Genomic DNA, 13045 nt, shown 5'->3' with positions numbered 1-13045 from the left:
AACGGAAAGAATTGTTATTGCCCTAGTACGCCCGTTATTACGCCTTTTTGAATCAATTTCAGCGGATTTCCTGATAAAGCAAAATCCCTATGAATGCCATTTTTTCAGCATTCATAGGGATTTTTGCTGGTGCCGCTGACCGGACTCGAACCGGTACGGTATCGCTACCGAGGGATTTTAAGTCCCTTGTGTCTGCCAATTTCACCACAGCGGCAAGTATGATAATTATATCATAGCCGCTGTGTAAAATCAATGAAACTTTGCAGTGTCGGATTCAATAATAATGTCAGAAGCACGGGTATATTCTTTTGTTTCATTATTCCGCACGACTTCGCTCTGGTGCTGCCGGAGAAGCTTTGTCAGCGCGTAGACGTCAATCCAAATCTCATTGTCACATTCTTTCTGGCTTTCGTCAAAAATCAGCTGAAGCCCAAAGTGAAGATGGCTGACCTTAATGTTGTTCACGTTTTCGTGGGTACTGTATCCGGTACGGCCTACATAACCGATGACGTCGCCTGCTTTCACGATTTTCCCGAGCGCAAGGTTGGCAGCATAGGGCCTGTTCTGGCGCAGATGCGCATAGTAATAGTAGCGCTTTGAGTCAAAGCTGCGGATTCCGATTCTCCATCCGCCGTACTGGTTCCATCCGAGCGCCTCCACAATGCCGGATTCTACCGCTATGACGGGCGTCCCCGTTGCCGCCATCATGTCGTGGCCGAGGTGCGGGCGTGTGTAGCCGTAAGTCCGCCGTGCCCCGAAATCGTCATAACCGGTATAGGGAAAACCCTTCGCGATCGGAGAGTACGCAATTAGTCCGTATTTTTCCTGGCCGTTTTCGATGTATTTCCCAAGCATACCTCCGAGCACGGCGGAATACGCTTCGTGGTAGTAGTTGTAATATTTCATGCCGGAAGTAATCTCTTCTACACTTTTCGTCTCGAGCTGCTTCAAGAATGCGTCGATGTCGGCGCTTTTGTAACGGGAAAAGTCACCGCCGTACTTCGCACCGAGATATGCGAGAATCGTAATCCAGCTGAGGTCTTTTCCTTGTTTATGTGCTTCAATGTCAAGGTTCATTGCCTTTTTCAGTGCGAGATACGGAACATTAAATTCGACATATTTAATGAATTTTTTCTCTCCGGATGACGAAGACGTTCCGGAAGCTGCCGTCGGCGTGGCGACCATAGTTGTTCCGCTGGTTGTCAGTAGGGACATCGAAAGAATAATTGCCCCAAGTACCAAAATAGAAATGGTCTTCCGCAGCAATAGCTTTTTCACTGACAAGACCCATCCCCCCGCTGTTTCGTTTAATTCTATGAGCGGGGGGAGTAAAATATTGCTTAAAAAACAGCGGCTATGGTTTGAAATATGATGCGCAGATCATTCCAAACCGAAATTTTGCGCATGTACTCAAGGTTCATTTTCATTTTCTGGGGAAGAATCTTTTCTACATAGATTTTTTCCGGGTCGCCGCCCTCGTTCAGAAGCTTGTCCTCGTCTTTGAACGCAATGCTGGAGGGTGCCGTAATTCCGGGCCGGATGAGAAGCGTTGCCATATATTCCGGCGTGTAGGCATCTACATAGCGCCGTACTTCAGGCCGAGGCCCTACGAGACTCATGCTGCCGCCGAGCACGTTTAGAAGCTGTGAAAATTCGTCAAGGCGCAGTTTGCGGATGAAAGAACCGACCCGTGTAATGCGTGGGTCTTTTCCGGTTGTCAGCGGAAGCCCGATTTTGTCCGCATCTTTCACCATCGTGCGGAATTTATAAATCTTGAAATTTTTGTTGTAGCGCCCGACGCGCTCCTGTTTGTAAAAAACTGGGCCCGGCGAGTCGATTTTCACCGCAATGGCAAGCAGCAGAAAAAATGGAGAGAGAACAACAAGCGCGACAAATGAAACCACAATATCAAAAATGCGTTTCATTATAAGTGTCGCTTTGTGAGAACGCAAATCTTGCCAGTAGGACTTTGTGAATTCATTCTTCATTGTTTCAGGGAGCATTTCGTATGTCATTTTATATTCCTCATATTCCTCAATAACAAAGTTCTGTCGATATTGTACCATAATATTAGGAAAAATGTTGATACATTCAAGAAATACTTTCCTTTTCCCTTGTTTACACTGCCCATCACGAATGATATACTAGGATTTAACGAATAGGAAATGAGGGACGGTTTCATGTATTATTTGGGTGTTGATTTGGGCGGAACGAACATTGCGGCTGGCGTTGCAGATGAGTCTTATCAATTGATTGCCAAAACAAGCCGCAAAACTCATATTCCATGCTCGAATGAAGAAATTTGCGAGCAGCTTGCCGGCTCCGTAAAAGAAACGCTGGAAAAAGCCGGCCTCACATTAAATGATATTCCTTATATTGGCGTCGGAAGCCCGGGCACGGTCAATCGTGAGACGGGTGTCATTGAATATGCCAACAATTTGAAATTTAAACACCTTCCGCTTCAAAACCTTCTGGAAGAAAAACTCAACAAGAAAGTGATTCTTGAAAATGACGCAAACGCTGCGGCGTTCGGCGAATATAAAGCCGGCGCACTGAAAGGTGCCAAGATTGGGGTCGCGATTACGCTGGGCACCGGTATCGGTGGCGGAGTCATCATCGACGATAAAATCCTTACAGGCAGCAATTTTGCAGGCGGAGAGTTGGGACATACTGTCATTGAAGCAAAAGGGCGTCCATGTACCTGCGGGCGACGCGGCTGCTGGGAAGCTTATGCTTCCGCCACAGGTTTGATTCGCTCAACGCGCGAAGCAATGGAAAAGGATCGTTCTTCTGCGCTGTGGACGGTTGCGCACGGTGACTTGAACAACGTGGATGGCCGCACGGCCTTCCAGGCAATGCGCGAGGGTGACGCGACAGCAAAAGCTGTTGTGGATGATTACATATATTACCTTGCGTGCGGTGTCATTAACATAATTAACATATTTCAGCCGGATATTCTCTGCATCGGCGGTGGCATAAGCCATGAGGGTGATCCTCTAATGGTTCCCCTGAAAGAACAGGTTGCCAAAGAGGTTTATTCCAAATATTCGTCCAAACAGACGGTTATTTGCCGTGCAAAGCTCGGCAATGATGCAGGAATTTTGGGAGCTGCATTGCTGGGTGAATAAAAATATCAATTACAGAAAGCGGGTATGAAAATGGGAATTGAAGTTAGAACATTCGGAACACTGGCCGACGGAACCAAGGTGGAGTGCTGCACCCTGAAAAATACGAACGGCATGACGGCGGAACTCCTTACCTATGGATGCCGGATTGCTAGGCTGTTTGTGCCTGACCGGAACGGCAAAATGGAGAACGTCGTTCTCGGCCACGATACCCTTGAAGAATACGCAACGGGCAGCGATTTGCAGGGAGCTCTTGTCGGTCGCTACGCGAACCGCATCGGCGGGGCGAAGTTTACCATCGGCGAAAAGACATACGAAGTCTATAAAAACGAAGGGGAAAATTCACTTCACAGTGCTCCAGGGGGCTTTCAGGATAAAGTGTGGCGCATAAAGCGCAGCACCAATGATGATGACGCTCCCTCCGTTACGTTCGCCTACCACAGCCCGGATGGCGAGTGCGGTTTCCCCGGCAACGTGGATGTCGAGGTAACTTATACGCTTTCCACCGACAATGCCCTGATTATTGAGTACAGAGCAAAAACGGATGCGGAAACCCCGTTTAACCTGACGAACCACTCTTATTTCAACATCACGGGCAACCCCTCAAAAGATATTCTTTCCCTTGAAATGCAGCTGAATGCGGACGCAATTACGGAAAGCGATGACGGGCTTATCCCGACGGGCAAGCTCCTTCCGGTAGAGAATACGCCGTTTGATTTCCGTAAGCCGAAAACCATCGGGCAGGATATTCACGCGCAGGATCATCTACTGAAGCTCTGCGGCGGCTATGACGTCAACTTTGTCCTCCGCCCCTCCGACGGCGTTCAGAAGGCAGGGGAGATTTACGACCAAGCAAGCGGCCGCAGGATGCTTGTCTTTACGGATTTACCCGGAATTCAGATTTACACGGCAAACAGTTTTGCCCCCGGAATGAAGGGAGTCGGCGGCGTCCCGATGAAGCCTCACAGAGCCATCTGCATGGAGACGCAGTTCTATCCGGATTCCGTGAACCATCCGGAATTTCCGTACGAAAACCTCAAACCCGAGAAGCCTTTCCACAGCACAACAATTTATAAATTCACAATTGACTGATAAAGAGACAGCCTTGCCCCGAATTTCCACGGAGCAAGGCTGTTTTTCTTTCCCTACGGCTGCGGAGTACCTCGTGTCTTGCAGGATGCTACTCTTCCAGTGAAATTACCGATACCGGGCAGTTATCGCGGGCCGCTTCCGCACTTTCCCGAACGTCATCGGTGACTTCTGCGTAAACTTCTGCGAGCCCGTCGTCTCCCATGCGAAATACCTCCGGACAAGTCTCGGTGCATAATCCGCATGCAATACAGCCTGTTCGATTGATCATAGCTTTCATTGCAATACTTCCTTTCGCTTTTTATCGTTTTACCCTCAACGAAGTTTATGATATAACAGTTGCTTTGAAATATTACCCGTCATAAGAAATCTCTCGAGCGTTGTAGGAATCCTTAAAAGATTCTTTGAGCTCCTGCGTCCTCCAAATACTCTTTTATCAGATTGTAGTTTTCGTAAAAAATTGCAATAAAGTCTCCGGGTGCAGCATTTTCTACCGCGCTTTTCAGAGCCTCCAGCTCGTTTTCTATGATGATTACATTCTCTGATGGAAATCCGGTTTCTTCAATTGCCCTGCGAAAAATTTCCGCCACTTCTCCGGGAGCACGTCCACGAAAGTCTTGGTCCTCCTTGATGATGATGCGGTTGAAAACACCGGCACATTGCTTTCCGACGTCGCGCATGGCGTCGTCCGGTCGGTCGCCGGGCATGCCGATGACACCGATTAAACGGCCCGAAGCAAGCGCACGGCAGGTTTTCAGTGCTTGCCTGTAGCCGGCAGGGTTGTGCCCATAATCCATCATAATGCGCAAGCCGTTCAGTTCAAAAACATTGAAGCGGCCGGCATTGTCTTCAAAGTTTTTGAAACCCTCGGCAATTGTTTCCGACGGAACCTTTAATGCATAAAGCGCTGCTGCGGCAGCAAGGCAGTTTTCCACGTTACATTCGATTTTTCCCTGCAGGGTAATCGGAATTTCTGTAACGGGAACGATGGCCTGCACCTGCCCGTTTTCCTCCGCGGTGATGACGCCGTCCTTCAAAAACACAACTGCATCATTCGGTTTCATGAATTTTTCGGCAGCACTTTTTTCTTTGCAGAAAAAGACGACCCTGCATTTTACCCGCCCAAGCACATAAGGCGTTGTTTCGTCTTCCGCATTGAGCACAGCGGCGCCGTTTTCCTTTACGGCCTCTACAACAAGCGATTTGACAAATGCCAAATCTTCCAGAGTGTTAATGCCGTCCAGTCCAAGATGGTCGCCGGTAATGTTCGTAATGACACCGACGTCTGCAAGGTCATATCCCAGCCCCTCACGGACGATTCCGCCGCGTGCGGTCTCCAGCACCGCCGCGTCAATCGCTTTGTTGGAGAGCAGCGCTCTGGCACTCCTTGGGCCGGAATTATCGCCTCTGCAGATACATCGTCCGTTTACATAAGTTCCGCTTGTGCTGGTCATGCCCACGGATTTTCCCGTTGCGGAAAGCACATGGGCAATCAGGCGCACGACGGTTGTTTTTCCGTTTGTTCCCGTGACCGACACAATGGGAAAATGCGCGGCGCTGTCATCGGGAAAGAGCAAATCGACAATATCTTTGGCAACATTTCGGGGCGTGCCTTTGCTCGGGTAAAGGTGCATACGAATTCCGGGGGCGGTATTTACCTCCACAACCGCTCCGCCTGTTTCGTAAATTGATTTTGAAATGTCCTCTGTTACAATGTCGATTCCCGCAATGTCGATGCCAATTGCGTTCGCTGCCCGCACCGCAATCTCGGCGTTGTCGGGATGAATCAGGTCCGTACAGTCGACGGAGGTCCCTCCCGTACTTAGGTTGGCGTTTCCGCGCAGCTTTACAACCTGGCCGGCGGCGGGAATGCTTTCGCGCGTCATGTTTTGTGATTTCAGAAATTTATCCGTAACGTCATCCAGGCGAATTTTGGTAAGCGCTTTTTCATGCTCCTCGCCGCGCCGCGGGTCTTGATTAATGATTTTTACCAGCTCTTCTATGGTGTGCTTACCGTCACCAACTACAAGCGCGGGCACCCGTTCGGCAACGGCGCTGACTTTGCCGCCCACAACCAGTACACGGTAGTCGCGCCCCGCAATATATTGTTCCACGATAATTCCATTGCTGTACTTAGAAGCATCCCGAAAAGCGGCAATGATTTCTTGCTTCGTTTTTAAATTGAGGTGCACACCCTTGCCTTGGTTGGCGTCAAACGGCTTGATGACGACCGGCAGCCCGATTTGCTTGGAAACCATCTGCGCCGAAATTTCGGAAAACACAACTTTGCCGTAGGGGACAGGAATTTGATTCTCGCTCAGCAGAAATTTGGTGAGCTGCTTGTTGGAGGAAATATCTGCCGAGATGCAGGGGGTTGCGTCCGTTAGCGTTGCCTCAATCAGCCTGCTGTATTTTCCGTATCCGAGGCGGATAAGGCTCCCGTTTCCAATGCGCGTGACAGGAATATTCCGTTTCTTCGTCTCCTGCACAATGGCAGCGGTGCTAGGTCCAAGTTCCGCTTCGCTCGAAATTTTTTTCAGATAATCAATGAATCCGTCAATCTCGATTTCCTCGCCATCCAAAAGATGATTCAAGATAAAGACGGATGCTTTTCCACACTCCAACCCACACACTTCATTTTCATATTCATATACGAGGTAATAAACCGAAGGTTCTTGAATCACCCGCGTTTTTCCGTAGTGAAGGTCATAACCGACCATTGCCTGCATTTCAAGAATAACATGTTCCAGAACATGAGCCAGGTAAGTCCCTTTTTTCAGCCGTTCGAGAAACCCGCCTTCATACCCCAGCCCGCATACATTGGTTTGAAGCCCGGGGAATAAGGCAAGCAGTTTTTCGTTAAAACCCGGGATCTGATTGGTCGGAATTTCTCCATATTTTCCAATATCCAAAATCATCTTCATAACGGGCCGATGGCTGTAAATATTCCTTCCGCGGTAAATCGTAAAGTCAATGATGTGGAGTTTATCAGCGTTCATCTTTCAATCGTAAAACCTTTCTGTTGATTAGGTCAAACCCATATCCTTGGGGCAGCACATGAACCGTGACGCCCGAGATGGCAAGAATTTCGTCCTGTTTCAGCTCCGAAACGTTGGAACTCTGAATTGATTTCCCGTCGATGATGGTAACGGCATTGGAGCCGATTATCTCAAAGTGCATATCCGGGTAGAGCTTAATGGAGGTATCCTCGTCAATGCCGATGCCGAAAACGCCCGGGTTTTCCGCAACCCCGCACAGCAGCCGCCCAAAGCGCCCGCGCTGGTCAAAGTGCTGGTCAATAATCACGTTGTTGATAAGGCCAAGCCCCGGCGCCATTTTCAGCGTACATTTTTTGGCAGGCTCGTTGTCCGGGCCTTGGACAATCATGGTAGAACTCATGACCGAAGCGCCCGCACTGGTCCCTATGATGATGCCGCCGGAATCATAAATCTCTTTGAGTATGCCACTCGCCATCGTTCCGCCAAGGATGCTCGTAATGCGCAGCTGGTCGCCGCCCGTCATGAAAACACATCGCGAGGCGCGCAGCTTGTCGCAGTATTGCTTGTCGTCTGCGTTGTCACGGGTGTTGATGTTGAGAAGCTGTATGTTCGTGATGCCGAGGCGGCTGAACGCTTCGAGATATTTTTCTCCCACTTCCTCCGGCTTTTCCGTTGCCGTCAGCAGGACGGCGAGCTGTTCATCGTCCCTAAGCATCTCACGAACCTGTTTTAATATGATGCTGTTTCCTGTTTTGTCCTCGGCTCCGCCAATAATAAACAGAAAGCCTTTCGTGTTGTCTCCCATTGTGCTTACTCCTCGATTTATTGATTCATACCGTTCTGCAGAACCAGCTTTCCTCGACTGAACAGCATCCGAATTTGGTATTTCTCATCCATAACCAAAATATCCGCATCGCTTCCTTGCTGAAGAGTTCCCTTTGCGGGGTAGAGTTTCAAAAGTTTGGCGACATTCTCCGTTGCCAGCCGAAAGGCATCCGTCGGACGGATGCCGGAGCGGATACAAGCGATAAGGTCGTCGAAAAGCGCTTTGTTTTTCGCAACACCGCCGCCCGGAATGCTGCCACCTGCATCGGAACTCACCGTCACCCGGGAAAGTTCAATGCCGTTGTTCTGCAGCGCATGAATGGCGTCGGGGACGGCAATTCCTGCGGTTTCTCCGGCTGTCAGGTCGATGTATCCACCCGAGCCGCAGTAGCCCATCGCTTCCTGAAAAAGGGACGGATTCCGGTTAGTATGGGTGGGAACGAGCGCTTCTTTCGGCAGGTCGGATTGCTCCAAGATCTTTTTCAGCGGAGTCAGTCCCTCTTTACCGTCGCCAATGTGAAAATGCACCACACCGGCTTTTTTGGCCAACATTCCTCCAAGATATGTGTTCGATGCGAGACGGAGAAGCTCCGGCAGTGTAGGACAGGAGGAACGGTAATCGGAAACCGCGATTTCTCCCGCTCCAATCACCATGTCGATAAGTACAAGGTCTCGCGTGATATTTCCGGTAAAGGTAACAGGGGGAACCGCATAGCTGCCCGAATATAAATAGGCAGTTACATTTTGAGCTTTCAGCGCCTTTGCTTTCGCATAAAGATTCTCGAGCGTTCTGGTTGTGCCGTCAGCGCCCAGCAGTCCCACAACCGTGGTAACGCCTGCGCTTTGAAGGTCGCTGACATCAAGCTCTTTGGTGCGGCTTTCAAATCCCTGTTCTCCTCCGGCTCCAAGTATGTGAACGTGTTGGTCGATGATTCCTGGAAACGCAGATAATCCGCTGCAATCGTACTGCGTGTCGATGAGCGGGTTATCGGAGAGGGTGCCGGCCGGGGCAATCTTTTCAATTTTGTCCGCGGCAATTAGAAGATCCTTTTTCCCGCATGGGTTCGGATCGTAACATTCAATATTTCTTAGTAAAAGCATCTTATCATTCCAATTGAAATTTGTTTTTTATTGTGTCTAAGAAAGATTAAAATATTCGCCGAATTGAGCGGAGTGGTGCTCATAAGAGAATATTTCAAAAAAAGGTTCCGAGCTATTTTGCTCGGAACCTATTAAAATTATTTCGTAGTTGTAAAGTAGGTTTCAATTTTATCGGCCGCCACCTTGAATGACAATTCGGTGCTTACCGGCTTTTGTTTTCGGCCCTACCTTCCATTCCCAAGAGACATTTCCGCTTGAATCAGATACCTGCGGGGACAGTCCTTTTGCTTCGCTGGCTTTTGTCGAGTAATAAACCTCGATGGAATATTTTGTGTTTGGCTTTCCTTTAATGGATAGAATGGCTTTGCTTCCGGCTTGAACAGTACCGGGGGATTGCGTAATGGAAATACCCGTCAATGCGGCTGGCGTTTTCTCTGTTGATTTTTCTGCAGCTTTTTTCGGTGGCTCCGCTGAAGAAACTTTTCCTGCAGAACTTGCCTTCGCAGAAGATGGAGGCTCAGAAGAAACAGCAGATGAAACCGGCGTGCTGCTGGATACGGAACTGCTCAAAGCTGCTTCGCTGCTTGAGGTAAGTGCAGAAAAGGAAGCTACGTCAGAGACCACAGAAGAGGAAGAAGACTCATTTCCTCCAAAGATACTTGCAATAACAACGAGAAAGACAATCACAGCGCCAGTAATGGCCGTAGCGGTCAAACACCCGCGCTTTTTGTTACCGGAATTCGGTGATCGCATAGGTGCGTTATCGTGATAATTGTTAAGCGAAGCGGTTTTACTAAAGCCGAAGCCTCTGTGCGAAGATCCACCAATCTTTTCGGATTTAGAGTATGAGATTCCGGTTCCCGGAATTCCGAAACTGGTTGTTTTCTTTCCGGATGTGCTGTATGTTACATGAGCACCCCGAATTCCCGTAGTAACACTCATGCCTTTTTTTCCAAAGTTCAGCCGTATACCTTTTCCAAATCCTACGCTTTTCCGAAACCGCAATCCCATAGCATGTATTTTATGTATTTTCAATAGAAATACATAATGGATATGGAATATTTTACGTTATATAAAAATTATATGTCACTTTGTGAACAGTTGCAAGAAATCATTATAAAAGATGTCATCTTCAAGCTGGTTCAGATTTTTCTGGTTGCTTTTTCATCGGAAAAGATTGCATTTTAAATTCAAGATGAATAGAATACTAAAATAATGGTTTGAAAAATGTATTGAGGTGTCAAGTTATGAAAATGGATAATTATAAAGAAATCAAAGCGGCTATTGATAACTTTCTAGAAAAGGAAAATTCCACTTTAGATAAATATGATTTGTTCGCGAAAAAGGTATGGCTGACGATTGGCAAACCGGAACCTCAAGCCGGTGAGTTTGCCAAGACGCTTAAAAATATGTTGGACAGCTTTACCAAATCTTCATGGAAGCTCTTATATAAGTTAAAATGAAAAATGCTTAAATCGGAAGGCATCCGGGTTTCTCCTGGATGCCTTTATTTGCACTCCGGTGTTGCAGCTACCTAGCACATTCGCCAACACTTTCAATAAAAAAGGTACGTCGGATTTTCATGGCAGTTGCTTGACAAGAAACCCTTAAAGCGATATAATAACAAAGCGTTCTCAAAAAAAATAGGGGTATAGCTCAGCTGGTAGAGCAGTGGTCTCCAAAACCACGTGCCGAGGGTTCGAGTCCTTCTGCCCCTGCCATTCAAAACCCGCATGATACCGATTTCGGTGTGCATGCGGGTTTTCTCATTTGTTCCATTGATGTTTGTGCGTTGTGTTGACAACTGCTGCCGAATACTGATAAAATTAAATGATGATATATTGTTTTTGGGAGTTCATGACATCCATTCTAGAAAAAATTGAACTGAGATGATTTTACGTGATTAACAGCATGACGGGTTTCGGCAGAGCCGAAGAAACGGTGAACGGTCGCGATATTATTGTTGAAATAAAATCGGTCAACCACCGCTTCTTTGACTTTTCCGCCCGGGTACCGCGTGCTTACGGCTTTCTGGAAGATAGGCTGAAAAAATATCTTCAGGGCCGCATCCAGCGCGGCAAAATTGATGTTTTTGTAGATTTTGAAACCGTCGATGACGTTTCCGCTCAGGTTACGGTCAACCACACTTTGGCCGCCGGCTATGTGAACGCTTTGCGTGAACTCAGCAGCACCTATGGATTAAAGGATGACATTACGGCGGGGATGATAGCAAAATTCCCAGACGTTCTTGTTGTCAGCCATGCTCCCGAGGACGAAGACGCCGTCTGGCAGCAGGTGTGTCAGGTGCTGGAAAAGGCCCTTGTGCCGTTTTTTGCGATGCGCGCAGCGGAAGGCGAAAAAATGAAAGAAGACGTTCTCAGCCGCGCAAACACGATTCAGAAAATCGTCGGGTGTGTGGAAGAAAGGTCTCCTCAGACGGTGGAAGAATACCGCCGCCGCCTTAGCGACCGCATCACCGAACTAACAGCGGCTGGGGCAGACGAGCAGCGCATTCTGACGGAAACCGCAATTTTTGCCGATAAGGTCTCCGTTGCCGAAGAGACTGTGCGCCTGCGGAGCCATATCGCACAGTTTTCGGATATGCTTGCTGCCGGCGGAGCGGTGGGCCGTCGCCTTGATTTCTTGGTGCAGGAGATGAACCGGGAAGCCAATACCATCGGCTCAAAGTGTGTAGACGCGCAAATCGCTCACTATGTTGTTGACATGAAGGCGGAAATTGAGAAGATCCGCGAGCAGATCCAGAACATCGAGTGAGGATTACAGAAAAGGAGAAATCTTATGCGATTAATCAATATCGGTTTCGGTAATATGGTTTCCGCGAACAGATTGGTTGCCATTGTCAGCCCGGAGTCTGCACCGATTAAGCGGATCATTCAGGATGCGAAGGAACGCGGTTCCTTGATTGATGCCACTTATGGAAGACGCACCCGAGCGGTCATTATTACCGACAGCGACCATGTAATTCTTTCCGCTGTGCAGCCGGAAACGGTTGCCAACCGCCTGAACAGCGACCGCGACGATCTTGATGAGGAGGAACTAGACGAAGATGACGAATAGAGGCCTGCTTGTTGTGCTTTCAGGCCCTTCCGGCGCCGGAAAGGGAACGATTGTGAAAGCCCTGCTCGAAAGGCGCCCGCAGATTCGCCTGTCGATTTCCGCCACCACGCGGGCACCGCGCCAGGGAGAGACAGACGGAAAGGAATATTATTTTATTTCTAGGGAAAAATTCAGCCAGATGGCGGAAGAGGGCAAGATGCTCGAAACAGCCGAGTATTGCGGCAACTTTTACGGCACGCCGGCTGCCCCGATTGAAGAATGGACTTCACAGGGGAATGATGTTATCCTGGAAATTGAGGTTCAGGGCGGAGCCAACGTGAAGAAGAAACGACCGGATTCGGTAGGGATTTTCATTCTTCCTCCGTCGCGCGAAGAGCTGGAACGCCGTCTGAGAACGCGCGGAACCGAGTCCGATGATGTCATCCGCGAGCGCCTTGCCGCAGCCGACAGGGAGCTCAAGGAAGTTGAGCATTACGATTATGTTGTCGTGAATGACACGGTAGAGAATGCCGTGGAGAAGATTTGTTCGATTCTGCAAGCTGAAAAATGCAAAACAGCCAGAAATGCAGAGCTTTTGGAAAGGATGCAGAGACATGATTAAGCCGATTGCAGATTTGATTTTAACCCCGGACCAGAGCCGGTACTCGCTCGTAATTGCCATTGCGAAGCGTGCACGGCAGATCGCCGAAGAAGCGGAGAAGAACAAGGTGATTCTCGACGATAAGCCGGTTCAGATGGCAGTGGAAGAGTTCCAAAACCACAAAATCAGAATGATTGAAGAAGACAGAACAAAGAAGAAAGACATGGAATAATCAAACATAAAGGAGT

General features: G+C 48.6%; 14 protein-coding genes, 2 tRNA genes and 1 pseudogene. 9 read left to right on the top strand and 8 right to left on the bottom strand.

Going from position 1 to position 13045, the window contains the following annotated elements; all coding sequences use genetic code 11:
- Nucleotides 1–127: 127 nt before the first annotated feature.
- From NOG13_RS05080 to NOG13_RS05070, 3 genes are all read right to left on the bottom strand, one after another.
- A tRNA-Leu gene (locus NOG13_RS05080) sits at nt 128–214 on the bottom strand.
- A gap of 35 nt (nt 215–249) precedes the next feature.
- Nucleotides 250–1278 carry a M23 family metallopeptidase gene (locus NOG13_RS05075; protein ID WP_346347674.1) on the bottom strand — a complete coding sequence of 343 codons (1029 nt, stop codon included), beginning with the start codon at nt 1276–1278 and terminating at the stop codon, nt 250–252.
- Between the two features lie 62 nt (nt 1279–1340).
- Nucleotides 1341–2015 carry a sugar transferase gene (locus tag NOG13_RS05070; RefSeq protein WP_283109501.1) on the bottom strand — a complete coding sequence of 225 codons (675 nt, stop codon included), beginning with the start codon at nt 2013–2015 and terminating at the stop codon, nt 1341–1343.
- Between the two features lie 165 nt (nt 2016–2180).
- On the opposite strand from NOG13_RS05070, the gene NOG13_RS05065 reads away from it, so the two are divergent.
- Both NOG13_RS05065 and NOG13_RS05060 read left to right on the top strand, forming a co-directional pair.
- The gene (locus NOG13_RS05065; protein WP_283109500.1) at nt 2181–3128 is read left to right on the top strand and encodes an ROK family protein; all 948 of its coding nucleotides are present in this window, start codon (nt 2181–2183) and stop codon (nt 3126–3128) included.
- Nucleotides 3129–3158: 30 nt separating this feature from the next.
- Nucleotides 3159–4217, top strand: coding sequence for an aldose epimerase family protein (locus NOG13_RS05060; RefSeq protein WP_283109499.1), 1059 nt, complete (start codon nt 3159–3161; stop codon nt 4215–4217).
- 88 nt (nt 4218–4305) lie between these two features.
- Here the strand turns inward: NOG13_RS05060 and NOG13_RS05055 are convergent, their stop codons facing one another.
- The 4 genes from NOG13_RS05055 to iadA form a co-directional block, all read right to left on the bottom strand.
- A complete protein-coding gene (locus NOG13_RS05055; protein ID WP_346347673.1) occupies nt 4306–4485 on the bottom strand; it encodes a ferredoxin in 180 nt (59 codons plus the stop codon).
- Nucleotides 4486–4606: 121 nt separating this feature from the next.
- Nucleotides 4607–7213, bottom strand: a complete 2607-nt coding sequence (gene cphA, locus NOG13_RS05050) for a cyanophycin synthetase (RefSeq protein ID WP_283109497.1) — start codon at nt 7211–7213, stop codon at nt 4607–4609.
- Nucleotides 7203–8018 (bottom strand): cyanophycinase, encoded by an 816-nt coding sequence (locus NOG13_RS05045; RefSeq protein ID WP_283109496.1) that lies wholly within the window; start codon nt 8016–8018, stop codon nt 7203–7205. The genes cphA and NOG13_RS05045 overlap by 11 nt, the downstream gene beginning before the upstream one ends.
- A gap of 17 nt (nt 8019–8035) precedes the next feature.
- Complete coding sequence (iadA, locus tag NOG13_RS05040) at nt 8036–9139, bottom strand: beta-aspartyl-peptidase (protein ID WP_283109495.1); 1104 nt, start codon at nt 9137–9139, stop codon at nt 8036–8038.
- A 400-nt stretch (nt 9140–9539) separates the two neighbouring features.
- Here iadA and NOG13_RS05035 point away from each other — a divergent pair, with 400 nt between their 5' ends.
- Nucleotides 9540–9908 (top strand): hypothetical protein, encoded by a 369-nt coding sequence (locus NOG13_RS05035; RefSeq protein ID WP_283111206.1) that lies wholly within the window; start codon nt 9540–9542, stop codon nt 9906–9908.
- An 83-nt stretch (nt 9909–9991) separates the two neighbouring features.
- Here NOG13_RS05035 and NOG13_RS09510 read toward each other — a convergent pair.
- Nucleotides 9992–10150 (bottom strand): annotated as a pseudogene (locus tag NOG13_RS09510) (DUF4236 domain-containing protein); the annotation flags it as partial.
- A 236-nt stretch (nt 10151–10386) separates the two neighbouring features.
- Between NOG13_RS09510 and NOG13_RS05025 the strand changes: the two are divergent.
- The 6 genes from NOG13_RS05025 (at nt 10387) to rpoZ (ending at nt 13029) form a co-directional block, all read left to right on the top strand.
- Complete coding sequence (locus tag NOG13_RS05025; RefSeq protein ID WP_283109494.1) at nt 10387–10602, top strand: hypothetical protein; 216 nt, start codon at nt 10387–10389, stop codon at nt 10600–10602.
- A gap of 182 nt (nt 10603–10784) precedes the next feature.
- Nucleotides 10785–10860: transfer RNA gene (locus NOG13_RS05020), tRNA-Trp, on the top strand.
- A gap of 178 nt (nt 10861–11038) precedes the next feature.
- On the top strand, nt 11039–11914 hold the full coding sequence (locus NOG13_RS05015; protein WP_283109493.1) for a YicC/YloC family endoribonuclease: 876 nt from the start codon (nt 11039–11041) through the stop codon (nt 11912–11914).
- A 24-nt stretch (nt 11915–11938) separates the two neighbouring features.
- Nucleotides 11939–12217, top strand: coding sequence for an extracellular matrix/biofilm regulator RemA (gene remA / locus NOG13_RS05010; protein ID WP_283109492.1), 279 nt, complete (start codon nt 11939–11941; stop codon nt 12215–12217).
- The gene (gmk, locus tag NOG13_RS05005; RefSeq protein ID WP_283109491.1) at nt 12207–12818 is read left to right on the top strand and encodes a guanylate kinase; all 612 of its coding nucleotides are present in this window, start codon (nt 12207–12209) and stop codon (nt 12816–12818) included. Before remA ends, gmk begins: the two co-directional genes overlap by 11 nt.
- A complete protein-coding gene (gene rpoZ, locus NOG13_RS05000) occupies nt 12811–13029 on the top strand; it encodes a DNA-directed RNA polymerase subunit omega (RefSeq protein ID WP_283109490.1) in 219 nt (72 codons plus the stop codon). Before gmk ends, rpoZ begins: the two co-directional genes overlap by 8 nt.
- Nucleotides 13030–13045 lie beyond the last annotated feature (16 nt).

This window comes from Thermocaproicibacter melissae (assembly GCF_024498295.1).
GTDB lineage: Bacteria > Bacillota > Clostridia > Oscillospirales > Acutalibacteraceae > Thermocaproicibacter > Thermocaproicibacter melissae.
This window is presented reverse-complemented; position numbering and strand designations above follow the sequence as displayed.